The sequence below is a fragment of the Streptococcus sp. HMSC061D10 genome, assembly GCF_001808865.1.
Classification (GTDB): Bacteria; Bacillota; Bacilli; order Lactobacillales; family Streptococcaceae; genus Streptococcus.
On the sequence record NZ_KV795027.1, the window covers coordinates 50,141 to 75,452 of the forward strand.

25 protein-coding genes are annotated in these 25,312 nt (G+C 40.3%); 1 reads left to right on the forward strand and 24 read right to left on the reverse strand.

From position 1 onward, the window contains the following. Positions 1 to 62: 62 nt before the first annotated feature. From HMPREF2728_RS08920 to HMPREF2728_RS08985, 14 genes are all read right to left on the reverse strand, one after another. A complete protein-coding gene (locus tag HMPREF2728_RS08920; protein ID WP_060955856.1) occupies positions 63 to 278 on the reverse strand; it encodes a YozE family protein in 216 nt (71 codons plus the stop codon). An 8-nt stretch (positions 279 to 286) separates the two neighbouring features. Further along, positions 287 to 1,141 carry an RNA-binding virulence regulatory protein CvfB gene (gene cvfB, locus HMPREF2728_RS08925; RefSeq protein WP_060955857.1) on the reverse strand — a complete coding sequence of 285 codons (855 nt, stop codon included), beginning with the start codon at positions 1,139 to 1,141 and terminating at the stop codon, positions 287 to 289. 60 nt (positions 1,142 to 1,201) lie between these two features. Then, positions 1,202 to 1,759 (reverse strand): ribosome recycling factor, encoded by a 558-nt coding sequence (gene frr / locus HMPREF2728_RS08930; RefSeq protein WP_001262232.1) that lies wholly within the window; start codon positions 1,757 to 1,759, stop codon positions 1,202 to 1,204. Between the two features lie 9 nt (positions 1,760 to 1,768). Continuing rightward, complete coding sequence (gene pyrH, locus HMPREF2728_RS08935) at positions 1,769 to 2,503, reverse strand: UMP kinase (protein WP_075227685.1); 735 nt, start codon at positions 2,501 to 2,503, stop codon at positions 1,769 to 1,771. 86 nt (positions 2,504 to 2,589) lie between these two features. Beyond that, positions 2,590 to 3,924, reverse strand: a complete 1,335-nt coding sequence (gene trmFO / locus HMPREF2728_RS08940) for a methylenetetrahydrofolate--tRNA-(uracil(54)-C(5))-methyltransferase (FADH(2)-oxidizing) TrmFO (protein WP_075227686.1) — start codon at positions 3,922 to 3,924, stop codon at positions 2,590 to 2,592. Between the two features lie 186 nt (positions 3,925 to 4,110). Beyond that, entirely contained in the window at positions 4,111 to 4,989 is an 879-nt protein-coding gene (rsmI, locus tag HMPREF2728_RS08945) for a 16S rRNA (cytidine(1402)-2'-O)-methyltransferase (RefSeq protein ID WP_075227687.1), read from the reverse strand. Positions 4,990 to 4,991: 2 nt separating this feature from the next. Then, complete coding sequence (yabA, locus tag HMPREF2728_RS08950) at positions 4,992 to 5,309, reverse strand: DNA replication initiation control protein YabA (protein ID WP_001034369.1); 318 nt, start codon at positions 5,307 to 5,309, stop codon at positions 4,992 to 4,994. Positions 5,310 to 5,333: 24 nt separating this feature from the next. Next, positions 5,334 to 6,230 carry a DNA polymerase III subunit delta' gene (locus HMPREF2728_RS08955; RefSeq protein WP_075227688.1) on the reverse strand — a complete coding sequence of 299 codons (897 nt, stop codon included), beginning with the start codon at positions 6,228 to 6,230 and terminating at the stop codon, positions 5,334 to 5,336. Further along, positions 6,227 to 6,865, reverse strand: coding sequence for a dTMP kinase (gene tmk / locus HMPREF2728_RS08960; RefSeq protein WP_075227689.1), 639 nt, complete (start codon positions 6,863 to 6,865; stop codon positions 6,227 to 6,229). The genes HMPREF2728_RS08955 and tmk overlap by 4 nt, the downstream gene beginning before the upstream one ends. A 119-nt stretch (positions 6,866 to 6,984) precedes the next feature. Next, the gene (gene proC, locus HMPREF2728_RS08965; RefSeq protein ID WP_075227690.1) at positions 6,985 to 7,782 is read right to left on the reverse strand and encodes a pyrroline-5-carboxylate reductase; all 798 of its coding nucleotides are present in this window, start codon (positions 7,780 to 7,782) and stop codon (positions 6,985 to 6,987) included. 4 nt (positions 7,783 to 7,786) lie between these two features. Further along, on the reverse strand, positions 7,787 to 9,049 hold the full coding sequence (locus tag HMPREF2728_RS08970; RefSeq protein WP_075227691.1) for a glutamate-5-semialdehyde dehydrogenase: 1,263 nt from the start codon (positions 9,047 to 9,049) through the stop codon (positions 7,787 to 7,789). A 9-nt stretch (positions 9,050 to 9,058) separates the two neighbouring features. Beyond that, positions 9,059 to 10,168, reverse strand: coding sequence for a glutamate 5-kinase (gene proB / locus HMPREF2728_RS08975; RefSeq protein ID WP_075227692.1), 1,110 nt, complete (start codon positions 10,166 to 10,168; stop codon positions 9,059 to 9,061). A gap of 157 nt (positions 10,169 to 10,325) precedes the next feature. Continuing rightward, the gene (tuf, locus tag HMPREF2728_RS08980; protein WP_001040718.1) at positions 10,326 to 11,522 is read right to left on the reverse strand and encodes an elongation factor Tu; all 1,197 of its coding nucleotides are present in this window, start codon (positions 11,520 to 11,522) and stop codon (positions 10,326 to 10,328) included. A 412-nt stretch (positions 11,523 to 11,934) separates the two neighbouring features. After that, positions 11,935 to 13,044 (reverse strand): AI-2E family transporter, encoded by a 1,110-nt coding sequence (locus HMPREF2728_RS08985; RefSeq protein WP_075227693.1) that lies wholly within the window; start codon positions 13,042 to 13,044, stop codon positions 11,935 to 11,937. 105 nt (positions 13,045 to 13,149) lie between these two features. On the opposite strand from HMPREF2728_RS08985, the gene pbp3 reads away from it, so the two are divergent. After that, a complete protein-coding gene (gene pbp3, locus HMPREF2728_RS08990) occupies positions 13,150 to 14,391 on the forward strand; it encodes a D-alanyl-D-alanine carboxypeptidase PBP3 (RefSeq protein ID WP_075227694.1) in 1,242 nt (413 codons plus the stop codon). A gap of 37 nt (positions 14,392 to 14,428) precedes the next feature. Here pbp3 and HMPREF2728_RS08995 read toward each other — a convergent pair whose 3' ends face one another. The 10 genes from HMPREF2728_RS08995 to rpsA form a co-directional block, all read right to left on the reverse strand. Next, a complete protein-coding gene (locus HMPREF2728_RS08995; protein ID WP_075227695.1) occupies positions 14,429 to 15,826 on the reverse strand; it encodes an APC family permease in 1,398 nt (465 codons plus the stop codon). Between the two features lie 282 nt (positions 15,827 to 16,108). After that, positions 16,109 to 17,521, reverse strand: coding sequence for a Fe-S cluster assembly protein SufB (sufB, locus tag HMPREF2728_RS09000; protein WP_075227749.1), 1,413 nt, complete (start codon positions 17,519 to 17,521; stop codon positions 16,109 to 16,111). Positions 17,522 to 17,578: 57 nt separating this feature from the next. Next, complete coding sequence (gene sufU, locus HMPREF2728_RS09005; RefSeq protein WP_075227696.1) at positions 17,579 to 18,019, reverse strand: Fe-S cluster assembly sulfur transfer protein SufU; 441 nt, start codon at positions 18,017 to 18,019, stop codon at positions 17,579 to 17,581. Beyond that, entirely contained in the window at positions 18,006 to 19,232 is a 1,227-nt protein-coding gene (locus HMPREF2728_RS09010; protein ID WP_075227697.1) for a cysteine desulfurase, read from the reverse strand. The genes sufU and HMPREF2728_RS09010 overlap by 14 nt, the downstream gene beginning before the upstream one ends. A 10-nt stretch (positions 19,233 to 19,242) precedes the next feature. Next, the gene (gene sufD, locus HMPREF2728_RS09015) at positions 19,243 to 20,505 is read right to left on the reverse strand and encodes a Fe-S cluster assembly protein SufD (protein ID WP_075227698.1); all 1,263 of its coding nucleotides are present in this window, start codon (positions 20,503 to 20,505) and stop codon (positions 19,243 to 19,245) included. Between the two features lie 27 nt (positions 20,506 to 20,532). Then, a complete protein-coding gene (sufC, locus tag HMPREF2728_RS09020) occupies positions 20,533 to 21,303 on the reverse strand; it encodes a Fe-S cluster assembly ATPase SufC (protein WP_061416991.1) in 771 nt (256 codons plus the stop codon). 153 nt (positions 21,304 to 21,456) lie between these two features. Further along, positions 21,457 to 21,651: a DUF3272 family protein gene (locus HMPREF2728_RS09025; protein ID WP_075227699.1), complete on the reverse strand. Its 195-nt coding sequence runs from the start codon at positions 21,649 to 21,651 to the stop codon at positions 21,457 to 21,459. Between the two features lie 22 nt (positions 21,652 to 21,673). Continuing rightward, on the reverse strand, positions 21,674 to 23,338 hold the full coding sequence (gene dnaX, locus HMPREF2728_RS09030; RefSeq protein WP_075227700.1) for a DNA polymerase III subunit gamma/tau: 1,665 nt from the start codon (positions 23,336 to 23,338) through the stop codon (positions 21,674 to 21,676). Next, the gene (locus tag HMPREF2728_RS09035; protein WP_060955882.1) at positions 23,338 to 23,835 is read right to left on the reverse strand and encodes a GAF domain-containing protein; all 498 of its coding nucleotides are present in this window, start codon (positions 23,833 to 23,835) and stop codon (positions 23,338 to 23,340) included. Before HMPREF2728_RS09035 ends, dnaX begins: the two co-directional genes overlap by 1 nt. An 85-nt stretch (positions 23,836 to 23,920) precedes the next feature. Continuing rightward, the gene (gene rpsA, locus HMPREF2728_RS09040) at positions 23,921 to 25,123 is read right to left on the reverse strand and encodes a 30S ribosomal protein S1 (RefSeq protein WP_001001618.1); all 1,203 of its coding nucleotides are present in this window, start codon (positions 25,121 to 25,123) and stop codon (positions 23,921 to 23,923) included. Positions 25,124 to 25,312: the final 189 nt, after the last annotated feature.

Consider the following 25,312-nt stretch of genomic DNA (forward strand, 5'->3'; position numbering starts at 1 on the left):
TGAATGACTATATTATAGCAAAGAGGCTGAGAAATTACTACCCCAAACCTCATCTAGTAGCCTTAATGTTCTAAATATTCCTGCCAGATACGATCGAAGTCTCCCATATTAAAGGAAAAGCTAGCATGTTCCTCTAAAAAACGACTGACTTGATCAAAATCATCTGTATGTTTCGGAAAGGCGGGCTCCTCAAAAGCCAGATCCGCTAAAATAGCTTTAGGACTATTACTTTTAGGATTTCGTTCTGTCATGAGCCAAGTATAAAATGATTTTCTCATAAGCCTCCCTAAATTAATTCGGTACCAAACTGATCTTGCTTGATTTTGCCAGCCTTCATCAAACCACCGAGTGCTTTTTTAAACTGACCTTTTGAAATACCGAAAGTAGCCTTGATATCATCTGGTGATGACTTATCATTCAAGGTCATGAAGCCACCATTGCTTTCCAAATAAGTCAAGATCATCTGGGCATCATTTTCCAACATCTCGAAAGAGCGTGGTTTTAAAGAGAGATTAAGCGTTCGGTCAATCTCACGGAATCCAATGACACGCGCATCTAAAACTTGTCCCAAACGAGGTTCCGCATAGCGCTCACTTGGATGGATAAATCCAAGCATGTTGTTCTCTGGTAGATAGACGAAAGTTCCTGATAATTTGAGACGGTAAACAATGGCAGGCCAATTTTGATTCTGCATGTTATTGTAGGCAGGACGTGCCAATCGTTGGAAATCTTCCTGATAAGCTAAGATTCCCCAGATACGGTCCTTCTTATCCACTTCTAGACGAATATAAAGTCGATCACCTTTCTTTGGCCAGAGTTCTTTAAGTTCAGGGAGAATATCAAGTGACACAACGATTTCCTTGTCTGGTAATCCTGTATCAACAAAAGCCCCAAGGTCCTTACGAACCTCTGTTACGGTTCCCCAACCAAATTGTTCCTGAGTTGCAGTCACTTCTGTAGTAGTGAGGCGCAATTTTTGCTTCATATCTGTGTAAGCAAAACCTTTGACCGTATCACCAACTGTATGCTGACCTTCTTCTTTAGCTAGGGCATATGTTTGACCATCCTTTTGAACAAAGTAAAAACGGTCATTTTCATCGATGATGAGTCCAACGATAAAACTTGCAAGATTTGTATTCATATTTCCTTCTTTCGAATAAAACTCAGCCAGCAATGCCAACTGAGTTTTTCTGTTTATTTCTTAGACTTCCAAGATTTCTTTTTCTTTGTTGGCAGTCATTTCGTCGATGTGTTTAACAGCATCGTCTGTTGCTTTTTGAATATCTTTTTCAAGAGTCTTCAATTCGTCTTCAGTGATTTCTTTTGCTTTTTCTTGTTTCTTAGCCTCGTCCATAGCATCACGACGGATATTACGGATAGCAACTTTAGCATTTTCACCGACTTTTTTCACTTCTTTAGCAAGGTCGCGACGAGTTTCTTCTGTAAGAGCTGGGATTACCAAGCGAATAACAGAGCCATCGTTAGCTGGTGTAATACCTAGGTCTGAAGCATTCAAAGCACGTTCGATATCTTTCAAAGATGATTTGTCAAATGGTGTTACCAACAAGACACGCGCTTCTGGGATTGTGATAGAAGCAATTTGGTTAAGTGGTGTTTCAACACCATAGTACTCAACGTGGATGCGGTCAAGCAAGCTAGCATTAGCACGGCCAGCACGAATACTTCCAAACTCACGAGCAAGTGAGTGGTGAGATTGGGTCATTCTCTCTTTTGCTTTTTCTACGATTGCGTTTGCCATAATCTTTTCTTATTCCTTTTCTTCGATATTATTTGAAACTGTAGTTCCGATATTTTCACCAAATACAACACGTTTAATATTTCCTGGTTGGTTCATGTTGAAAACTACCAAGTCAATATCATTGTCCATTGAAAGTGTTGAAGCTGTTGAGTCCATGATACGGAGACCTTTATTGATCACGTCACGGTGAGTCAACTCTTCAAATTTAACAGCTGTCTTATCTTTTTTAGGATCAGCATTGTAGACACCATCAACCCCATTCTTAGCCATCAAGATAGCGTCCGCTTCAATCTCAGCTGCACGAAGAGCCGCTGTTGTATCTGTTGAGAAGTATGGTGAACCAATTCCCGCACCAAAGATAACTATGCGTCCTTTTTCAAGATGACGAAGAACACGACCACGAACGTAAGGTTCTGCTACTTGTTGCATAGCAATGGCTGTTTGAACACGTGTATCCACACCAACTTGTTGCAATGAATCTGCCATTACAAGAGCATTCATAACGGTTCCAAGCATTCCTGTATAATCTGCTTGTACACGATCCATTCCAGCTTCTGCAGCAGGTTCTCCACGCCAGAGATTTCCTCCACCAATAACGAGGGCAATCTCAATACCTAAGTTATGTACTTCTTGAATTTCTTGAGCCATTGCTTGAACTGTTTTGATGTCAATTCCGACACCACGTTCGCCAGCAAGGGCCTCACCTGATAACTTAATCAAAATACGTTTATATTTGGGTTCCACCTGACTTCGCTCCTTTATTTTATTCAAACTATTCTATCACATTTTTTGAGAATTTTATAGTCTCATGAGTTATTCTTTTGAAAATTTTAAACGGATAAAAAGTTTTCCAAATCAGCCAAGGCACGCTCTGCAATTTTTTCATAACGAGCCTTCTTATCACGAATGCGGTCGCCTTCCAATTCCTTGATAATTCCGAAATTGACGTTCATTGGTTGGAAGTGTTTACTATCAGCATGGGTGATGTAATGAGCTAGACTTCCAATTGCTGTTGTCTCTGGGAAAATAGCAGGACTTTCTCCCTTGAAAAGACGAGCTGCGTTAATACCAGCTACTAGACCTGATGCCGCTGACTCAACATAGCCTTCCACACCCGTCATCTGACCAGCGAAGAATAGATTTGGCTGTTTCTTAGAACGGTATGTCTGCTCAAGAAGATTTGGTGAATCCATGTAAGAATTGCGGTGCATGACTCCATAACGGACAAACTCTGCATTTTCAAGACCTGGAATCATTTGGAAGACACGCTTTTGTTCTCCCCATTTAAGGTGAGTTTGGAAACCAACGATGTTATAAAGACTACCTGCAGCATTGTCCTGACGAAGCTGAACGACCGCATAAGGAGTTTTAAAGTCTCCATCACGAGGACCTGTGTAATCGTCTGGATACTCCAAACCAACTGGTTTCATAGGACCATAGAGCATGGTTTTGATACCCCGTTTAGCCATGACTTCGATTGGCATGCATCCTTCAAAATATTTTTCTTTTTCGAAAGAATTGAGCGGAGCTTCTTCTGCATTGACCAAGGCTTCATGGAAATCCATAAACTCTTGCTTGGTCATAGGAGCATTGAGATAGGCTGCTTCTCCCTTATCATAACGAGATTTGAGATAAACCTTATTCATATTAATCGTATTAACATCCACAATAGGCGCTGCAGCATCGTAGAAATAAAAACCGTCACCACCATTAAGAGCATGAATTTTCTCAGCAAGTGCATCGCTAGTCAAGGGACCAGTCGCCACAACTGTAATAACATCCGTTGGCAATTCTGTAATTTCGTCACGAACGACCTCAATCAAGGGATGGTTGGCAATCTTTTCAGTAACCATTTGAGAAAAACCGTCACGGTCCACCGCGAGAGCACCACCTGCAGGAACACGGGTTGCTTCAGCAGATTCCAAGATAAGAGAACCTAGGCGACGCATTTCTTCTTTGAGGAGGCCGACAGCATTTGTAAGAGCATCCCCACGCAAGGAATTAGAACACACTAATTCTGCAAAATTGTCAGTTTTGTGTTGCGGTGTTGACTTGACACCACGCATTTCATAAAGCTTAACTGGAATACCACGCTCTGCGATTTGGTAGGCTGCTTCAGAACCCGCCAAGCCCGCACCGATAACATTGATATAAGATTGAGACACGACACTAATACCTCTTTGGGAGTGTGAAGTAAAGATTCACATAAAAAAAGCCAACCGAACTTTTCTCGCTTTCGAGTTTTCAGGCTCAGGCTGAAAAAGTCCCTCGGACTTTTTCACTCCCACAAATCTTTCTATTTTTTCTTCTTCTAGTATAACAAAAAAAGGGAAGAAGGCAAACTTCCCTGTTTAGTCATTGGATTGATTGTCTTCCCATTCGTGATAAGCAGCGTAGAGCTGGCTTTTATTCCACTGATAAATCTTAGCGACTTCCTTAATGGCTTGATTTTTCTTGATTCCTTGTTGGATTCGTTCTTGGATTTCTAAAAACAAGTCCTCTTCATCCTTATCTTCTACTTCTTGACTAGCACCCTCTACAATGAGGAGACACTCGCCCTTAAGAGGTGTTTCAGCGATGCTTTCCAGTAATTCTGAAATTTTTCCACGTTGGTATTCTTCAAAGATTTTAGTCAATTCTCTAACCAAGACCACCGAGCGATCACCATAGACTTCTAGCATATTTTCTAGCGTATCCGCCACACGGTGAGGTGATTCATAGAAAATCTGGGTCTCAGGATAAGCTTTTTTCGCTTCGAAAAACTGCTTTTGCTGACCTGATTTTCGTGGTAAGAAACCATAAAAAATGTGAGGTTGGGGTGTCAAGCCACTAGCAATCAAGGCAGAAATTCCTGCACTAGCTCCTGGAACCGTGACAACTGCGATATCTTCTTCAATGGCAGCCTTAACCAAATCATGACCCGGGTCAGAAATACTAGGCATCCCTGCATCAGATACTTGGGCAAGATTTTGACCTTGCTTCAACAACTCAATCAAATCAGGAATTTTTTCCTTGGCATTATGTTCGTGAAAACTGATTTGCTTGGTTGAAATCTCAAAATGCTTGAGCAAAAGTCCCGTATTACGAGTATCTTCTGCCGCGATCCAGTCAACCTCTTTCAAGGTCTGAATAGCGCGAAAAGTCATATCATCTAGATTACCGATTGGCGTTGCGACTAGATAAAGCTTGCCGTAGGGAGTTTGTCCCTTAAAACTCTTTTGAATCTGCATACTTACTCCCTAAATAACAACTCATCACAGAACATACATTCTGCATCTTGCTCTCGACGTTGGCCATAAAAGTCACGGCAAACATGAAAACCGTCCTCATAAATGCGACGGACATTTTCCCTTACATGTTTAGTCTTAGCTGGAGCTGTCTCCTCAACCTCTCCCAAACGTTCTCTCAGTTTATCATTTTCTAAACGAAGAGCTGTATTTTCTTCTACCAAACTCTTGAGATTTTTCTTGATAGCTTCGACGTCTGCCAAGGTTACCAACAATTGCTGTGAAAAGTCATCTAAAGCATCAAATAATTCTTTTTTATTCATTACAGCCCTTTCTATAATCTATCTTTACTTTAAATTTTTTTGTAAAACCAGGTATTCCAAAGCGTTTTGAAAGCTAACATTGGCCCGCCACATTTTACGAGTTTGGACGAGATTTTGCAAAATATTCCGAGCTGAAACATTGAGAATCTCTTGACCAGCTAGTACCTCTAAAATCCTGAGCACGTAATCTTGCTTTTCTTTATCATCAGCCAAACTCGTTAATTTTGCAACTTGCAAATAGGATTCTTTTTTATGGGCTAAAAGCCACGAAAAGAGTCGTTCACTTTCATCTACTAGCGTCCAAAATCCTGCTTGATGGACAAGCTTATCAGCCTCTGCCTGCGATTGACTAAACTGAGCCAATAGCTTAGCTTTATTTTTTACTAAACCAGCCTCTTCAAGCTGTGACATTAAAGTAGAGACTTGTTTCTTAAATTGGAAAATCTGTGTCCGACTTCGAATCGTTGGTAACATCTGTTCCTCATCATCGGTCAAAAAGAAAATATAAATCTCACTTTGTGGCTCTTCAATAACCTTCAAGAGTGAATTTGCAGCATTCACATGCATTTTTTCCGCTTGCTCGATAATAAAGACCTGACGTTGATTTTCAATACCAGACTGGGAAAATTGACCAACTAATTCTCGAATACGCTCCGTCTTAATAACTTGATTTAGAGGTTTAATTATGGTCACATCAGGAAACTCTTCCTGCTCAATCAATTTACAATTCCGACATTTTTCACAAGGAAAAATACCATTTTTCTCACTACAAAAGAGACTTTTAGACAAGAAAAGGGCCATCTCTAAACTTCCAAAATTACCTGAAAAGAGATAGGCGTGATTAAGCTGCCCTTGCTCTAAGATATGAACAAAACGTTCAAATTGTAGAGGCTGACAAGCTCTTAATTGCTCTTGCTTCATCTCCTTAATCCCATCCTATCAAAAAGTAGCTGTTGCGTATTTTCAATCACTTGATCAAGTGGTAGGCTAGCATCGATTTTTTCGATGCGGTCTGTTTCCTTTTCCAAAAGAGATAAATAACCCCGACGAACTTTTCGATGTAGGTCTAGGCCTTCCATGTCCAAACGATTGACTTCCCGATCACTGTTGGCAGCAATACGTGCCAACCCCTCTTCGACTTCAATGTCAAAATAAAGAGTCAAATCAGGTTTTAGTCCATCTGTCGCAAACTCATTAAGCCAATCAATGGCATCGATATCTAAACCACGCCCAAAGCCCTGATAAGCAACAGAACTATCGATAAAGCGATCCATGATAACCAGTTTTCCAGCTGCAAGTGCTGGTAAGACCTTTTCCACCAAGTGTTGTCGACGACTAGCAATATAGAGGAGAAGCTCAGTCTTAGGATCCATTTCAGTATGACTAGGATCTAGGATAACTTCGCGAATTTTTTCTCCAATTAAGACCCCACCTGGTTCACGGGTTGTTAAAACTTCCACTCCCCTATCCTCTAATATAGGGATTAAGGCTTCAAGAACGCTTGTTTTTCCTGCTCCCTCTGGTCCCTCAAGAGAGACTAAAAATCCTTTTGACATGTCTGACTCATTTCTATTTTTCTCTCTTCTATTCTATCAAAAAAATAGGGATTTGTGAAAAGCTTTTTTCATTTCCTACTTTGTAAGAAAAAAAGAGGGTGAGTTTTAATGCTCACCTCTTATTTGCCTAATTCTTGAGTTTTTTTGTAGGCTTGATTGACAGCATCCATAACGGTTCCTCTAAAAGCATGTTCTTCTAGACTTGCTACACCAGCAATGGTTGAACCACCTGGACTGCAAACTTGGTCTTTCAAGACTCCAGGATGTTGCTGACTTTCTATGACCATTTGACCTGCACCAACTACTGTTTTAGCCGCCATTTTCAATGCCGTTTCTCTTGGCAATCCTGTTTGAACTCCTGCATCTGCCAAAGCTTCGATAAATAGATAGACAAAGGCTGGTCCACAGCCTGCAAGTCCTGTTGCTGCATCTATTAAACCATCACTTATTTCAACCAACTGGCCAGCCTTGGCTAATAGTTGACAAAAAAGTTCACTGTCTTCGGGATGACAATTTGCAGACAAGGCATAGCTAATCACTCCTTGCCCAATAGCAACAGGTGTATTAGGCATGATGCGAATAATCCTATGGTGACTTGGAAGAAGACTAGCGAGTTTTTCCAAGGTCAAACCAGCTGCCATGGAAATCAAAAGAATACTTTCTCGTTTCTCAAGGATTGACTGATATTGAGTAAGCAGTTCTGAGAATTGAGCTGGCTTTACTCCTAGAAAAATCACATCTGCTTCTGCAAAGATTTCGTCATTACTAGAAGCCAGACCACCATAATTGGCAATAAAAGCATCCACCTTAGCTTGACTACGATTAGCAAGGAGAATCTGATGACTCGTTTTTGCCTGCAAAACAGCCTTAGCCAAACTAGCTCCCATATTCCCCAAGCCGATAAATCCAATCTTCATCTCTTTACTCCCTTATCTGTCCATCACCAGTAACCACATATTTGTAGCTGGTCAATTCCTTCAAGCCCATTGGACCACGCGCATGTAATTTCTGAGTAGAAATCCCCATTTCACATCCTAGACCGAATTGGCCACCATCTGTGAAACGAGTCGAAGCATTGACATAAACCACTGCCGAGTCCACTTGATTTGTAAAGTAAGCTATAGCATCAGCATTTTCAGTCACAATCGCATCCGAATGATGGGTGCTGTGAACTTCGATATGCTCTACAGCTTCCTCAAGACTAGAAACTACTTTAACAGCTAAGACATAGTCTAAAAACTCAGTGTCAAAGTCTTGAGCCACTGCTGCTTGTCCAGAAATATATTGACTAGCTTTCTCATCTAGACGCAATTGAATCGGTTCCAGTCCAGCTTCTTTTCGCTCTGCAACCAGCATCTGCTCCAAGCGAGGAAGAAAGCTTGCCGCCTTGTCTTCATGAACAAGCAGAACTTCCATGGCATTGCAGACTGAAGGACGACTAGTTTTAGCGTTATTGATAATAGACAGTGCCTTGTCTTCATCCGCATCTTTGTCAACGTAGACATGAACAATCCCTGTACCTGTTTCGATAACTGGCACAATAGCATTCTCAACGACAGCATTGATCAAGCCAGCACCCCCACGAGGAATGAGAAGATCTAGATAACCCTTAGCCTTCATCATGGCATAACTACTTTCACGACTGGTATCTTCTACTAATTGAATGACGTCTGGATGAATGGTAGTAGTCTCCAAGCCCTTCTTCAGGGCTGTGACAATGGCATGAGCTGTTTGGTAGGCATCCTTACCGCTCCGAAGAACAACCGCATTTCCACTCTTGAGAGCAAGGGCAGCTACATCAGAAGTCACATTTGGACGACTTTCATAGATAATACCGATAACACCCATAGCCACACGCTTCTTAGTAATGACCAAACCATTTTCAAGCTGACTTGTTTCTAGGACTTCACCGATTGGATCTGGTAAAGCAACCACATCACGAATGCCTGTTGCCATCGCTTGGATACGACTTGCATCCAAATATAGACGATCGAGCATAACATCTGAGATTTTCCCCTTAGCCGCTACCATATCAAGGACATTAGCCGCTAAAATCTCCTCAGTAGCTGCCAATAAGTGATCAGCCATGGCTAGCAAGGCTTGATTTTTTACTGTCTCACTAGCAGTATTGATGGTTTTTTTAACTGCCTGTACCTGTTCAAATTGTTCTTGTGTACTTACCATAGTTTACCTCTAAAATTCTGTAAAGAGTAGTTGGATTTCAGGAGTGATAGAAATCCAGTCATCACGATGAATCAGGACTCCCTTGGCTTTTTGAGAACGAAGGACATCTTTGAGCCCCGATGCACCTAGTTGCACTCTACCTTTTCCAAGTGATTTTCCAGTTTCCTTATCAAATACCGCTACAATATCACCATAAGAAAAATTGCTCTCAACATCTACAACCCCTGATAAAAGGAGACTCTTTCCATGTTGAGAGAGGGCTTCTGCCGCCCCTTTATCAACCCAAATTGCTCCCTGACTTTTGGCATAAAAGGCTAGCCATTGTTTCTGGGTACGAAGTCCCTTTTCCTGTGCAACAAAGAAAGAACCATCAAGAGTTTCTTCAGCTGCTTCAATTAGAGCATCAGGTTTCAAGGAAGAACAGATATATACGGGAACACCTGACTCAGTTGCAATGGTAGCAGCTTTTATTTTCGTCAACATACCACCTGTTCCATTTGAAGATCCAGCACCACCAGCCATATCTATAATCTCTCGATTGATGGTCTCAATTCTCTCCAGACGTTTAGCTCTTGGATCCGAGTTAGGATTACCAGTATAAAGACCGTCTACATCTGTTAAGAGGACCAAAAGATCTGCCTGCACCATTGCTGCAACCTGGGCACTAAGTGTATCATTATCTCCGACCTTGAGCTCATCAATAACGACACTGTCATTTTCATTGATAATAGGAATCGCGCCACGATTGAGAAGAACAGATAAAGCTTGATGGGCATTTTTATAACGTCGCTTATCGACAAAATCATCCTGAGTTAGCAAGATTTGCGCTGAAACAATCTGTCTTAAGAGCAAATTTGTTGTATATTCTTCCAGAAGCAATCCTTGACCAACCGCCGCTGAAGCTTGCTTATCCGCAATCTTGGTCGGTCGTTTTTTAAATCCTAAGGCTCCAAAACCTGCTGCAACAGCCCCAGAAGACACCAAAATCAGCTCATGACCTGCTTCATGCAGCATTGCAAGCTGTTGTGTGATTGCTTTTACTTTACTGCGAGATAAACTTCCATCCTTATGTGTCAGGGATGAAGTTCCCACTTTAAATACGATACGCTTGTACTTCATATTTTTCTCCAAATTTAATATTTAACCATTTTACCATGATTTTATGAAATTGTAAAAAAGGAACTCACTCACTTATGATCGCAAAAAAAGAACCTTGCATAGCAAGATTCTTTTAGTGTCTGACTTAAATAATTGTTCTTCTGGGAACTAAATCGAATTAAGCTTCGATTTCTGTAACCATACCTGAACCAACAGTACGTCCACCCTCACGGATAGAGAATGTAGTACCTTGTTCTACGGCGATTGGGTGGATCAACTCAACGTCGATTGTCACGTTATCACCTGGCATTACCATTTCAGTACCTGCTGGAAGTTCGATTGAACCTGTAACGTCAGTAGTACGGAAGTAGAATTGTGGACGGTAGTTGTTGAAGAATGGAGTGTGACGTCCACCTTCTTCTTTAGTAAGGATGTAAACTTCACCTTTGAATTTAGTGTGTGGGTTGATTGAACCTGGTTTAGCGATAACTTGTCCACGTTCGATTTCGTCACGTTGAACACCACGAAGAAGGACACCTACGTTATCTCCTGCAAGACCTTCGTCAAGTTGTTTACGGAACATTTCAACACCAGTAACAACTGCTTTTTTAGTTTCTTCTTTGATACCAACGATTTCGATTTCGTCGTTGACACGAACAGTACCACGGTCGATACGTCCTGAAGCAACTGTACCACGTCCAGTGATTGAGAATACGTCTTCGACTGGAAGAAGCAATGGTTTGTCAGTGTCACGTTCTGGTTCTGGAATGTACTCATCAACAGTGTTCATCAATTCCATGATGATGTCTTCGTATTTAGAGTCACCTTCAAGAGCTTTAAGAGCTGAACCTTGGATAACTGGAAGATCGTCACCTGGGAAGTCGTATTCTGAAAGAAGGTCACGGATTTCCATTTCAACCAATTCAAGCAATTCTTCGTCGTCAACCAAGTCGATCTTGTTCATGAAGACGATAAGGTGTTTAACACCAACCTGACGTGAAAGAAGGATGTGCTCACGAGTTTGTGGCATTGGTCCGTCAGTTGAAGCTACTACAAGGATAGCTCCGTCCATTTGAGCGGCACCGGTGATCATGTTTTTAACGTAGTCCGCGTGTCCTGGAGCGTCGATGTGAGCGTAGTGACGTTTTTCAGTTTCGTACTCAACGTGCGCAGTGTTGATTGTGATACCGCGTTCGCGTTCTTCTGGAGCAGCATCGATAGACGCATAGTCTTTAGGTTGGTTAACTGCTGAAGGCAAGCGACGTGCCAAAACAGTTGTGATAGCTGCAGTTAGGGTAGTTTTACCGTGGTCAACGTGTCCGATAGTACCAATGTTAACGTGTGGTTTACTACGATCGTATTTTTCTTTTGCCATTTGAGTAAAAGCCTCCAATAAAATATATTTTATAGATAGACAGTAGGCAATACAGTCTAACTTTCCTTACTATTTTATCAAATTTCAGCTAAATTGCAAGTGTTTTACAAAGTTTTTGTGAATTATTCTTATTCTCGCTCTACTTCCTCTACCAATTTATTTAAAATATCTATAAATAGGCTTATTTCAGCAAAAGGCGATAGACCATCAATCGATAACCCAAGTCTGAAATTCCTATTTCCAGCCCCGAAAGACTTCAATCATTCAGTTGTTTGTAAAGAGTTGTGTATTGAAAAAATTAAAGTTTCATCATAAGAGATTAGAAAGTTTTAAAACCAATAAAAAGTTGATCAAATACAGCACCAAAGATACTATAATCAAAAAAAGGTCGGGAGCTTTTATCCCGACATCTTTATTCTGATAGATGTTTCTTAACTTCTTGTGCTTCCTTATGATTTTCATACAGTCGCGCTAAGAATTTAGCAATCTCTTTTAAAATGGAATAGGTAGGAACAGCAACAATCATACCTACGACACCATAGATATTACTTGACAACAATAATAGCACGAGAATTGTAATCGGATGAACTTTCATGACTCCACCAACAATACGAGGGTATAGGATATTCCCATCTACTTGTTGGACAATCAGCATATAGATAACTGCTATAATCATCTTTTGAGGATCCGTAAACAGATTTGAAATAATCATCGGAATTAGTCCAATACTCGGTCCAATATAAGGAATCAAATTTGCTAAACCTGAGAAAATAGCAAATACTAATGCATATTTTAAGCCAATCACACTATAACCGATAAAAGCTAAACATCCAATAATAACTGCATCTATAGACACTCCACTAATGTAACGAGAAATAGTTGTATTTAGGTTTGTCAATAAACCAGATATGTTCAATTTATCTCGTTTTAATACAGTTCTTTCTAGCATGGGTAAAAATTTATGCCCATCAAGTAGGAAGTAAATCAAGAAAACTGGTGTCATGATGATAATCAATACAGTACTTACGAGTGCAGATAGAACACTTCCAACACTATTTGTCACACTGTTTAAGATATTTTGCAAAATATCAACATAAGAGAGATTCAGTTGCTGAATAGTTTGTTGGATATCTAAATTTTGCAGAGCTGGATGTTTTGATAACTCAATGACTAAATCTTGAAGACGACCATAAATGTTTTGACTCGAGTAGATTAGGCTACTCAACTGATTAATCAAAATCGGCAGCAGATAGACAAAACTAAGTACGATTGCACAAATTAAGGCACAAAGGGTTAACAAAATCCCAATAATTCGATTAATCTTGCACTTCTTCTCAAGAAAAATAACGATTGGATTTGTAATGTAATACAAAAATCCTCCCAATAAAAAAGGGATCATAATTGTATTCAGCACGCTTACAAAGGGTGTGATAATAGCACCCATTTCTCTCCAGAGATAAAAAATTAAGGTTATTAATAGGATTTCAGTTGTCCAGAAGAATAGTTTGTTTCTCCGAAACATAGGCCACCTCCTCTTTTCCCTATTTTACCATATTTCAAAAAAGATTGATAACTTTCATCACAAAAACAAGAATATCTTTTGTCTTTGTGATAGAATAAAGTTACTATGAAGAAATTATTTTTAACCTTATTAACCCTCTTTTCATTTGCTTCAGCAACAACTGTTGCTGCCCAAGATTTTGATGTAGCAGCAAAACATGCCATTGCTGTTGAAGCTAATAGCGGTAAGATTTTATACGAAAAAGATGCTACTCAACCTGTTGAAATTGCTTCTATTAGCAAATTGCTTACCGTATATCTCGTTTACGAAGCCTTGGAACAGGGGAAAATCTCTCTTTCTACTCCTGTAGAAATTTCTGATTACCCCTACCAGTTGACAACTAATTCTGCGGCTAGTAATGTGCCCATGGAAGCTAGAAATTACACTGTTGAAGAGTTATTAGAAGCTACTTTAGTATCTAGTGCGAACAGTGCTGCTATCGCTTTAGCTGAAAAAATTGCCGGTTCTGAGAAGGACTTTGTAGATATGATGAAGGCCAAACTACAAGAATGGGGAATTCAAGATGCTACACTCGTCAACACAACTGGGCTCAATAATGAAACTCTTGGCACTAATATCTATCCTGGTTCAAAGAAAGATGATGAAAATAAATTGAGCGCTTATGATGTTGCTGTCGTTGCTCGCAACCTAATCCTCAAGTATCCTCAAGTTTTAGAAATCACCAAGAAACCTTCTTCTACTTTTGCAGGGATGACAATTCATTCTACCAACTATATGTTAGAAGGAATGCCTGCCTATCGTGGTGGTGTTGATGGACTTAAAACTGGTACGACTGATAAAGCTGGGGCATCCTTTGTAGGTACGACTGTAGAAAAAGGAATGCGTATTATCACTGTTGTCTTAAACGCTGACAACCAAGATACTAATCCATATGCACGCTTCACAGCTACTTCTTCTATTTTAGATTACATCTCATCAAACTTTTCTCTACAGACAATCGTCAAGCAAGGAGAAAGTTATGAAGATAGTAAATCACCTGTATTAGATGGGAAGGAAGATACTGTTACGGCTGTTGCAAAAGAAGATATCAAAATCGTTCAACGTCTTGGTAGTCGTACACAATCAACTATTACTTACACAGCGGACACGACTGAACACACTGCTCCACTAGAGGCAGGAACTGTCGTTGGACATTTGACTTATGAAGACAAGGATCTAGTTGGTCAAGGATACATTACAACTGACAAACCGAGTTTTGAGATGGTCGCAGAAAAAAATGTCGAAAAAGCCTTCTTCTTAAAAGTTTGGTGGAATCGCTTCGTTCGTTTTGTGAACGAGAAGTTATAAAAAAATCGAAAAATCGCGAATTTCGCGATTTTTTTCTTTATTCATTTTCAGCTACAGTCGAATGGTTATATCCATAAACAAAGTAAATAATGACTCCTATTAATAAAGCTAGTCCAAATGCCATCCATGTTTCTAGGGTATACTGAAGCATGAATGAGAGGCAAATCAGAATAGACAAGATTGGTAAAAAAGGTACCAGGGGAGTTTTAAATTCTCCCTCTTTGGGCATACCCTTTTCTTTTCTCAGTTTGATAATACCGTAGGCTAGGAGAATAAGATAGGCTAAAGTACAGATATTGAGAAAGGCTGCGATACTTGCCAAAGGGAAGATACCCGCTGCAATCGCTGAAACTCCACCTGTTAAAATGGTTGCATTCTTTGGAACGCGACTAGTCTTGGTTACTTGTTTGAAGCTTTGAGGCAGTAGTCCATCGCGGGCCAAGCTATAAATCATTCGTGACAAGGCATAGGTCATGGAAATACATACCGTAATCAAGGTAAAAATCGCAACGAGTGAAACATAATTAGCTGCCCAACCAATACCAATACTTCTCAGAGCAAAAGCCACTGCATCATCAACATTGAGCTTGCTATAGTGAACGATACCTGTCAATATCAAAGTAACCAAGGCATACAGAATGGTTACAATGGTTAAGGATAAAACAATCCCACGTGGAATATTCTTTTGTGGACTTTGAATTTCATCAACTGCCATAGAAATGGACTCAAAACCTAAGAATCCAAAGAACATAAGTGAAGCACCTGCCATAATTCCAGTGCTTCCTCCATAAATCTGACCAAAACCAAATGGTGCAAAATCTGACCAATTTTCAGGTTTAATGTACCAAATACCAACTAGGATAAATAAGGCAAGAGCAGAAAATTTTAAAACAACGAGAATAGAATTAAAACGAAGAGCTGCTTTCGAATTTAAAAGTACAACACCTGTAACAAGTAGAATTACTAAAATTGGTAAAAAATCAATATAAGTACCATGTTCAGGATTAAAAGTTCCATTCAAGACTTGTGGCAAGGAAATTCCATAATGGCTAAGCAACCCCTTAAAATAGGCCGCCCAACCTGAAGCGACACCAGAAACAGCTGTCATAAATTCCATAATGGTTAACCAACCAGCTATCCAGGCTGGGAATTCACCCAAAATTGCATATAAATAACTATAGGCTCCACCCGTTGCAGGAACACGAGAAGCAAATTCTGCAAAAAAGAGTGCAGATAAGGATACGCAGATAGCAGAAATTACAATCGATACCACAAGGGCAGGTCCTGCTAATGTTGCTGCAGCAGTTCCTGTAATGGTGAAAATTCCCGTTCCTACCATAGCACCAATTCCCAAAAGAATTAAATCCCATAGTTTTAAATGGCGATGCATTTCTGTCTTACCTAGACTAACGTCTTTGGTTCTAAAAATATTCATCATTCATCTCCCAATTTATAAGATTGTATTATTTTATCATATATAAGGATTTTTGTGAATATTTATTAACATTTTTCATCAAAAAAACTGAGAGTGGGACAGAAATCGGTAATTCGTTAGAATTCGATTTCGTCGTCCCACCTCCGCACAGTTGAGTAGGGCTGTAAAAGCTGATGAAATCAGCGTAGTAGAGCCCACTCAACCACTGCGTCTTGCTCGACAATCCAAAGACAATTGAGAGGCTAGGACTTTTGTCCCAGCCTCAGTTTCTGTTCATAAAGTTTATCCGACTGATCCTTCCATTTCGTAGCTAATCAAGCGGTTGAGCTCAACTGCGTATTCCATTGGAAGTTCTTTAGTAAAGGGTTCGACAAATCCCATGACAATCATCTCTGTTGCCTCAGATTCTGACAATCCACGGCTCATGAGATAATAGAGTTGTTCTTCAGAAATCTTAGAAACCTTGGCTTCGTGTTCCAAAGCAACTTGCGAGTTATGGATTTCATTAAACGGAATAGTATCTGATGCTGACAAGTCATCCATGATAATGGTATCACACTCGATGTGAGAAACAGATTTCTTAGAGTTTTTGTTAAAGGTTACCTGTCCACGGTAGTCAACCTTACCTCCGCCTTTGGCAATAGACTTAGATACGATAGATGAACTAGTATGTGGAGCATTGTGGATCATCTTAGCACCAGTGTCCTGATGCTGTCCAGCATTAGCAAAGGCGATAGAAAGCATGGTACCACGCGCTCCTTCTCCATCTAAGTATACAGATGGATATTTCATAGTCGTTTTAGCACCCAAGTTCCCATCAATCCACTCAACAGTCGCGTCTTTTTGAGCCTTAGCACGTTTTGTAACCAAGTTATAGACGTTATCAGACCAGTTTTGGATGGTTGTATAACGCATATAAGCTCCGTCCAAAGCAAAGATTTCTACAATGGCTGCGTGCAAGCTGTTGCTTGAATAAGTTGGAGCTGTACATCCTTCTACGTAGTGGACACTTGCTCCCTCATCAACGATAATCAAGGTACGTTCAAACTGACCAGTATTTTCGTTGTTGATACGGAAATAAGTTTGAAGCGGAATATCTACCTTGACACCTTTTGGTACATAGATAAAGGTTCCACCCGACCACACTGCTGAATTGAGGGCAGCTAACTTGTTATCTGTTGGCGGTACCAACTTAGCGAAGTATTGTTTAAACAAGTCTGGGTATTCCTTGAGGGCAGAATCCGTATCTGTAAAGATGATACCTAACTTCTCAAATTCTTCCTTCATGTTGTGGTAAACCACTTCTGACTCATACTGGGCAGAAGCTCCAGCTAGATAGGCACGCTCAGCTTCTGGAATCCCAATACGTTCAAAGGTTTCTTTAATCTTTTCAGGTACATCATTCCAAGAACGTGCTGGTTTATCAGAAGGTTTTTGGTAGTAGATCAAGTCATCAAAGTCAATCTCTGACAAGTCTGCTCCCCAGGTTTGCATGGGCATTTTTTTGAAGGTTTCATAAGATTTCAAACGGAATTCTAACATCCACTCAGGTTCACCCTTGGCAGCAGATAATTCACGAATAACACCTTCGTTGAGTCCTTTTCCTGTCGATAGGACAGGCTCTACATCATCATGGAAACCAAATTTATATTCACCAAGATCAATTGGTTTTGGTTCTACTCTTTCTTCAGCCATAATATCCTTTCTTTCATTCTTCATTTCTAATATTTCATAAGACAAAAGAAGCTTGTCTTATTTGTTTTCTTGATGTTCGATTGTTTTCTTAAGGGCGTTCCAAGCTAGGGTTGCACATTTGATTCGTTGCGGAAATTTGGCAACTCCTGACAAGAAGGCTGCGTCTCCAAGCTCGTCTTGACGTTCATCTTTTTGCCCTTGGACCATTTCAGAAAAAATGGTTGCAAGTTCTAAAATTTCTTGCTTGGTCTTCCCTAAAACTGCATCCGTCATCATACTAGCAGAGGCCGTTGAAATGGTACAGCCTGAGTTTAGAAAAGCGATATCCTCCAAACGATCATCTGCATCAAACTTGACAGAGAGATTGATGACATCCCCACAGGTTGGATTGTTGAGACTGATTTGTTCAGCGTCTTCTAACTTCCCTTGGTGATGTGGATTTTTCGAATGGTCCGCTACCACTGCCATATAAAGGCTATCTAGTTTAGAAAGTGCCATTGAAAAACTCCTTTGTTTTTTGTAAGGCATCGACTAGCTTGTCGCAATCTGCCTTGGTATTGTAGATATAAAAACTTGCACGAGCTGTCGCTGGGACATCCAAATACTGGAGCAAGGGTTGAGCGCAATGGTGACCTGCTCGAACAGCCACTCCTTCATAATCCAAAGCAGTCGCAAGATCGTGCGGATGAAGGTCACCTAGGTTAAAGGCAATGACACCTGACCGTTGAGCCAAGTCCTGTGAACCATAAATGGTCAATCCTTCAATTGCCTGTAATTTCGGAAAGACATAGGCAATCAATTCCTGTTCATGGGTTTCAATGGCATCCATGCCAATGTTTTCAAGATAATCCACTGCAGCTGCAAGTCCGATAGCACCAGCCATATTTGGAGTTCCTGCCTCGAATTTCCAAGGGAGTTCCTTCCAGCTAGCAGATTGCTCGTAGACAAAATCAATCATCTCCCCACCGAACTCGACAGGTGACATTTGCTCCAGATACTTCTCTTTACCGTAAAGGACACCAATACCAGTTGGACCAGCCATCTTGTGACCTGAAAAGGCAAAGAAGTCCACATCCAAATCCTGGACATCAATCTTCATATGAGGCGTAGATTGAGCACCATCTACCACCATGATGGCTCCAACTTGGTGAGCCATTTGTGTGATTTCTTTAATAGGATTAACCACTCCAAGAACGTTTGATGCGTGAGCTAGTGAAACAAATTTAACTTTGTCAGTCAATTTAGAACGCAAGTCATTCATATCCAGAGCTCCATCTTTGAGATAGACATAAACAAGCTCTGCCCCAGTCTTTCGGCAAGCTTCCTGCCATGGAATAATATTGGAATGGTGTTCCATGACTGAAATCAAGACCTGGTCTCCCTCAGTCAAGATTTCTTCAGAAAAACGCGCCACCCAGTTAAGACTGGTTGTTGTTCCTCTGGTAAAGAGTACTTCCTTTGTCGAACCTGCGTTGATGAACTTGCGAATGGTTTCACGAGCAGCTTCATAAGATGCTGTTGCACGCTCTGCCAAGGTATGAACACCTCGGTGGACATTGGCATTGTCCTGTTCATAGTAGCGGTTAATGGCTTCCAGAACAGCTAGTGGTTTTTGTGTCGTCGCAGCATTATCCAAATAAACCAGAGGTTCGTCATTGACAATCTGGTCTAAAATCGGAAAATCCTTGCGTATAGCTTCTGCATCTAACATAGGCTTCCCCTTAGCGTTTTGACAATTTTTCTTCGATCGTCGCAATCATTTCATCACGAACTTCCTTGACTGGAATCTCAACGATAACGGAGCCAAGGAAACCACGAACAACCAAACGTTCTGCAGTGGCTTTGTCCAGTCCACGGCTCATAAGGTAGTACATATCTTCTGGATCTACTTGACCAATAGAAGCCGCGTGACCCGCAGTGACATCATTTTCATCAATCAAAAGAATTGGGTTAGCATCTGAACGAGCCTGGTCTGAAAGCATGAGAACACGGCTTTCTTGTTGGGCATCTGCTCCCTTAGCACCCTTAATAATGTGTCCAATACCGTTGAAGGTCAAAGTTGCTTTTTCAAGAATAACCCCATGTTGAAGGATATTACCGATAGAGTTGCAACCATAGTTAGTTACTCGGGTATCAATCCCTTGTACCTGACGGCCACTTGAAAGAGCTACGACCTTGAGGTCTGCATGGCTACCATTTCCAAATAGGTCACTATCAAAGTCAGCAACAACATTTCCTTCGTTCATGACACCGATAGCCCAGTCAATACTTGCATCGTTACCTAATTTACCTCGGCGGCTAATGTAGGCAGTGACATTCTCACCAAGACGATCAATTGCAGCAAATTTCACTTGAGCACCAGAACGTGCAATCACTTCAACAGTGATATTAGCAGTGGCCTTAGCACTACCCTCACCGCGTGATTCTAAACGTTCGAGGTAGCTGATTTTAGAGTTTTTACCTGCAATGATCAGAATGTGCTTGTTAAATGGCACATCGCTATCGCTGTCTTGGTAGAAAATTCCTTCAATTGGTTCAGCAATTTCCACGTTATCAGGAATGTAGAGAACAGCACCACTATTGAAATAAGCTGTGTGGTAGGCCGCCAACTTATCATCGTCATACTTAACAGATGACATGAAGAATTCTTCGATCAGCTCTGGAATTTCTTCTAAAGCTGAATGAAAGTCTGTGAAGACAACGCCCTGTTCAGCCAACTCAACTGGAATTTGCTCAAAAACAGTTTGAGTTCCAACTTGCACCAACTTTAAATGATTATCTAAAGCTGTGAAGTCAGGAACATTTTCTGAGGGTTCGCTTTCTGTGATAGTTCCGTCACCAAGATTCCAACGGTGAAATTTGACACGCTCAATGACTGGTAATTCTAGGCTCTCAATTTTGTCAAAAGCTTTTTGACGGAGTTCAGACAACCAGCTTGGTTCAGCGTGCATTTCTGAAAAAAGTTTAATAGTTTCTTTAGTCATTTACTTCTCCTAAAAGATACGAGGGAATTACAATTCTTCCTTGTAGTCATAGCCAAGTTCTTCAGCTAATTTTGCGTATCCTTCACGTTCCAAACGTGCCGCCAATTCTGGACCACCAGAAAGAACAACACGACCTTCCATCATAACGTGTACCACATCTGGTGTGATATAGTTCAAAAGACGTTGGTAGTGAGTAATAATCATGGCACCGAAGCCTTCACCACGCATAGCATTCACACCTTTAGAAACAACTTTAAGGGCATCAATATCAAGACCAGAGTCAATCTCATCCAAAAGTGCAAATGTTGGTTCCAACATCAAGAGTTGAAGAATTTCATTACGTTTTTTCTCACCACCAGAGAAGCCTTCGTTGAGGTAACGCTCAGCCATTTCTTCTTTCATGTTGAGCAATTCCATCTTCTCGTCTAGTTTAGTAATAAACTCACGAACTGAAATCTTTTCATCATCTTCTTTACCAGCATTCATGGCTGCACGAAGAAACTCAGCGTTAGTAATTCCAGGAATTTCTGATGGGTATTGCATAGCAAGGAAAAGTCCCATACGCGCACGCTCATCCACTTCCAATTCAAGGATGTTTACACCGTCAAACAAGACTTCACCTTTAGTGACTTCATAGTTTGGGTTCCCCATAATAGCAGCTGAAAGAGTAGACTTACCGGTACCATTTGGTCCCATGATAGCTGCAATTTCTCCTGTTTTAAGAGTCAGATTGACCCCTTTTAAAATTTCTTTTCCTTCAATCTCAACGTGAAGATTTTTGATCTCTAATACTGACATGATAGTTCCTTTCTTTTTCAATCCGTTTTACCATTTTTGCTAGAAAATTGTCCTTATTTTTCTAGTAAAAAACGATAAAATGTCAATAAATATACTTTAATAGTATAACAAAAAAAAGCCTAAAAGGCTTTAATTTTGTCTAGAAGCTGAGGGTTACTTCTTTCCTCGAAAATGGTCATCAATAGCGTTAACAATTTTACCCATAATATAGCTGACTCTAAAATTTCTTAGGATTAAAATAGCCCAAAGCAAGGCCATAATATACCGTTGGTCCATGATGGATTCATTAAGGAAATAGGTCTCAGCAGCAGTAAATAAGGCCATGATTATAAATTGTTGTCTGTTCATCGTATTATGTCACAATATCCTTTTAATCTTCTTCTATGGTCACTTTATCCGCTAGAAATTCAAATCCTTGAGGAAGGACAGATTCTTCCACTTCTTCCTTAACTGGTTGACCTTGTGACGATTTAGCCTTAGCTGAGAAATCAGCCCTGACTTCTTTCCATTCTTCCATGGAAATAGCAAGTATCTCTGGTGAAAATCCCGCTGCTTGACTAAGGATATTGCCAAACATGGTGTTCAGATTATCACGTTTCATGGTCTGCCCGGCATTGAAGTTAGATTCAAATGCAAGAATCGCATGATGCTCATTTGCCGCAACAGGTTGAGAACCGACTAAAAGCGCCTTATCTGGACCTGACAAGCTTTCAATAACTTCTCCCCAAGCATTTTGGAGACGGATTAGATTTTGACGGGCTAAATCAGGATTTTCAACAGCTTCTTGAAGAATAGACTGAACCTTATTGCGATCTACGCGATAAATTGACTTGCTGTTAACTGGGCGACTTGGCGTTGGTGTGGTCTGTTTGGGACTTGTGTTAACATTTGCCAGAGCCTGTTTCAATCGCGCAACTTCTTCTCTAAGAGAAGATATTTCCTCAGCCACATCACCTGAAAGTCCTGGTTGGGAATCAAGTTCTGTCAAACGAATGGTCATCATTTCAGCATAAATCTTAGGCTGTAAGCTAGCCTTGATATCAGCTAAACTACTTGTTGCAATTCCAATCATCTCGAACAAAACAGCCTGTGAAAGACCTAGGTTATCCTTAAAGAGATCACTATAGTGAGTATTCTCCCCACCAGTTTGGACAATCAAAATATCTCGCAAGTATTGCAACAAATCTGTTACAAATCGTGTCATGCTTTTTCCGTTATCAAAAATCAAATTTAGATTTTCCAAAGCACGAGTCACATCTTTTTGTGCCAAGGCAGCCACATAATTATCCAAAGCACTTAAACTAATAGTCCCAGTAATTTCCTCAGAAACTGCTGTTGTTAATCTAGCATCTTGAGTCAAACTCAATGCTTGGTCTAAAATGGACAAAGCATCCCGCATACCACCTTCGGCTCGACGAGCAATAATCTCGACAGCTTCAGACTCATAAGCAATCCCTTCCTTCTCTAAAATATGGAAAATATGATCTCGAATATCCTGAGTTCTAATAGATTTGAACTCGAAGCGTTGAACACGAGACAAAATGGTTGCAGGAATCTTATGAAGCTCTGTTGTTGCTAGAATAAAAACAACATTAGGAGTTGGTTCTTCAAGAGTTTTCAAAAGGGCATTGAAGGCTCCTGTTGAAAGCATATGAACCTCATCAATGATATAGACCTTATACTGAGCTATACTTGGAGCATAGGTTGATTTATCACGGATATCACGAATTTCATCCACCCCATTGTTAGATGCCGCGTCCATTTCGATAACGTCTTCCAAGCTACCGTCTGTTACAGCTTGACAGATATAACAGTTATTGCAAGGTTCTCCTCCCTCTTGATTAGGGCAGTTCATAGCCTTGGCAAAAATTTTGGCTACACTGGTTTTTCCAGTTCCACGAGGCCCTGAAAATAGATAGGCATGGCTAATCTTTTCCTGCTCTACGGCTTGTTTCAGAGTTTTTGCAACAATTTCCTGGCCTACTAACTGTGAAAATGTTTGACTTCTATATTTTCGATAAAGGGCCTGATACATTACGCTTTCTCCTCAAACATTGAAAAATTCCATTCGGTTTTCTCTAATAAAATAGCAACAAACTCTTCAAGATATTTCTGATCCAAGTCATCATAATCATCAACAAGAGATGAATCTAAATCTAGAACGCCCAGAAGACGTCCCTCTCTAACCATCGGCACAACAATTTCACTACGAGCACTACTATCACAAGAAATATAGTTTGGGTAGGTTTTAACATCACCAACAATCACTGTTTGTCGGCTAGCTGCCGATTCGCCACAAACACCTTTTCCAAGAGCGATTCGTACACATGAAACTCCACCTTGAAAGGGTCCCAAGATCAGTTCATTCCCATCAAATAGGTAGAAACCTGCAAAAACAGTATTGGGAAAGCTTGTTTTTAGCAGAGCACTGGCATTTGATAGATTAGCCAACACATTGGGCTCTCCTTCTAAAAGATAAGAGAGCTGTTCATTTATTGTTTGATAAAGTGATTCTTTTTCTGAATATAACATAAAACCATTATATCAAAAAATGCTAGTAGAAAAAAGAAAAATCCCTTGTTTTAAAAACAAAGGATTTTATTCAAATTCGAATGGATTAAAGTTCGATGTCTCCGAACAAGTCAGCCATTGAGAATCCTGTTTGAGTTTCAGGAAGTTCAAAATCACGTTTTTCTTGACGTTTTGGACGACGTGGACGTGGAGCGCGTTTTTCTTCTTTTTGTCCTTCTTCTTGAGCTGGACGTTCTTCAAGAGCTTTGATAGAAAGAGATACACGTTCTGCATCAGCGTTAACTTCAAGAACTTTAACAGTAACTTCTTGACCAACTTTAAGAGCTTCTTTTGGATTTTCAATACGTTTGTGTGAAATTTGTGATACGTGAACAAGTCCATCGATACCTGGCAATACTTCAACAAATGCACCGAAGTCAGTCAAACGTTTAACTGTACCTTCTACAACATCACCTTTAGCCAATTTTTGCTCAACGCCATCCCATGGTCCAGGTGTTGTAGCTTTAAGTGAAAGTGATACACGTCCTTCTTCTTCGTTAAGATCAAGGATTTTCACTTCAACTTCTTCACCAACAGTTACAACTGATTTTGGTGAAACGTTACGTTCGTGTGACAATTCAGTCAAGTGAACCAATCCGTCAACACCACCAAGGTCGATGAAAGCACCGAAGCTTGTGATACGTGCAACTTTACCAGTTACAACATCACCAACAGCCAATTTACCGAATACTTCAGCACGAGCTGCTGCAGTAGCTGCTTCTACAACTTCACGACGTGAAAGGATGAAGCGGTTTTCTTTAGGATCAACTTCTTTGATTTTAGCATCAAACTCTTGACCTACAAAACGCTCAGTGTTACGTACAAAACGAGTATCCAACATTGAAGCTGGGATAAATCCACGCACACCCTCAAATTCTACTGAAAGTCCACCCTTAACAGCGCGAGTTCCTTTAACTGTAACAACTTCTTCTTCACGTCCTACAAGTTTGTCCCATGCTTTGCGAGCTTCAAGGCGTTTTTTAGATACAAGGTATGTTACTGTATCAGTATCTTTACCAACTACTTGACGAAGTACAAGAACATCCAATACTTCACCTACTTTTACAAAGTCATTGATATCTGCATCGCGATCGTTTGTCAATTCGCGAAGAGTCAAGACACCTTCAACACCAGTTCCAGAGATTGCAACATTAGCTTGAGTAGCATCAACTGTCAATACTTCAGCACTAACAACATCACCTGGCTCAACTTGGCTAACGCTATTTAGCAAATCTTCAAATTCGTTCATCTAAAAAATCCTCCAACAATCAAGTTTTTCTTAAACTTGACATACTTATAATTTTTTCCTAAGCACCCGCAAAGACATGTTATATCGTTCACGTCCTTCAATTATAAAATAAAAATACCCTAAGATATTTTTCTTTTTATCTTGAATTTATTACCTAAGAACTGGGGTAGCTGGATTCGAACCAACGCA

What these genes read in the sequence shown, in the direction of transcription:
- HMPREF2728_RS08920 (WP_060955856.1), bottom strand. Translation starts at nt 278, where the DNA reads ATGAGAAAATCATTTTATACTTGGCTCATGACAGAACGAAATCCTAAA.
- cvfB (WP_060955857.1), bottom strand. Translation starts at nt 1,141, where the DNA reads ATGAATACAAATCTTGCAAGTTTTATCGTTGGACTCATCATCGATGAA.
- frr (WP_001262232.1), bottom strand. Translation starts at nt 1,759, where the DNA reads ATGGCAAACGCAATCGTAGAAAAAGCAAAAGAGAGAATGACCCAATCT.
- rsmI (WP_075227687.1), bottom strand. Translation starts at nt 4,989, where the DNA reads ATGCAGATTCAAAAGAGTTTTAAGGGACAAACTCCCTACGGCAAGCTT.
- yabA (WP_001034369.1), bottom strand. Translation starts at nt 5,309, where the DNA reads ATGAATAAAAAAGAATTATTTGATGCTTTAGATGACTTTTCACAGCAA.
- HMPREF2728_RS08955 (WP_075227688.1), bottom strand. Translation starts at nt 6,230, where the DNA reads ATGAAGCAAGAGCAATTAAGAGCTTGTCAGCCTCTACAATTTGAACGT.
- tmk (WP_075227689.1), bottom strand. Translation starts at nt 6,865, where the DNA reads ATGTCAAAAGGATTTTTAGTCTCTCTTGAGGGACCAGAGGGAGCAGGA.
- proC (WP_075227690.1), bottom strand. Translation starts at nt 7,782, where the DNA reads ATGAAGATTGGATTTATCGGCTTGGGGAATATGGGAGCTAGTTTGGCT.
- HMPREF2728_RS08970 (WP_075227691.1), bottom strand. Translation starts at nt 9,049, where the DNA reads ATGGTAAGTACACAAGAACAATTTGAACAGGTACAGGCAGTTAAAAAA.
- proB (WP_075227692.1), bottom strand. Translation starts at nt 10,168, where the DNA reads ATGAAGTACAAGCGTATCGTATTTAAAGTGGGAACTTCATCCCTGACA.
- tuf (WP_001040718.1), bottom strand. Translation starts at nt 11,522, where the DNA reads ATGGCAAAAGAAAAATACGATCGTAGTAAACCACACGTTAACATTGGT.
- HMPREF2728_RS08985 (WP_075227693.1), bottom strand. Translation starts at nt 13,044, where the DNA reads ATGTTTCGGAGAAACAAACTATTCTTCTGGACAACTGAAATCCTATTA.
- pbp3 (WP_075227694.1), top strand. Translation starts at nt 13,150, where the DNA reads ATGAAGAAATTATTTTTAACCTTATTAACCCTCTTTTCATTTGCTTCA.
- HMPREF2728_RS08995 (WP_075227695.1), bottom strand. Translation starts at nt 15,826, where the DNA reads ATGAATATTTTTAGAACCAAAGACGTTAGTCTAGGTAAGACAGAAATG.
- sufB (WP_075227749.1), bottom strand. Translation starts at nt 17,521, where the DNA reads ATGGCTGAAGAAAGAGTAGAACCAAAACCAATTGATCTTGGTGAATAT.
- sufU (WP_075227696.1), bottom strand. Translation starts at nt 18,019, where the DNA reads ATGGCACTTTCTAAACTAGATAGCCTTTATATGGCAGTGGTAGCGGAC.
- HMPREF2728_RS09010 (WP_075227697.1), bottom strand. Translation starts at nt 19,232, where the DNA reads ATGTTAGATGCAGAAGCTATACGCAAGGATTTTCCGATTTTAGACCAG.
- sufD (WP_075227698.1), bottom strand. Translation starts at nt 20,505, where the DNA reads ATGACTAAAGAAACTATTAAACTTTTTTCAGAAATGCACGCTGAACCA.
- sufC (WP_061416991.1), bottom strand. Translation starts at nt 21,303, where the DNA reads ATGTCAGTATTAGAGATCAAAAATCTTCACGTTGAGATTGAAGGAAAA.
- HMPREF2728_RS09025 (WP_075227699.1), bottom strand. Translation starts at nt 21,651, where the DNA reads ATGAACAGACAACAATTTATAATCATGGCCTTATTTACTGCTGCTGAG.
- dnaX (WP_075227700.1), bottom strand. Translation starts at nt 23,338, where the DNA reads ATGTATCAGGCCCTTTATCGAAAATATAGAAGTCAAACATTTTCACAG.
- HMPREF2728_RS09035 (WP_060955882.1), bottom strand. Translation starts at nt 23,835, where the DNA reads ATGTTATATTCAGAAAAAGAATCACTTTATCAAACAATAAATGAACAG.
- rpsA (WP_001001618.1), bottom strand. Translation starts at nt 25,123, where the DNA reads ATGAACGAATTTGAAGATTTGCTAAATAGCGTTAGCCAAGTTGAGCCA.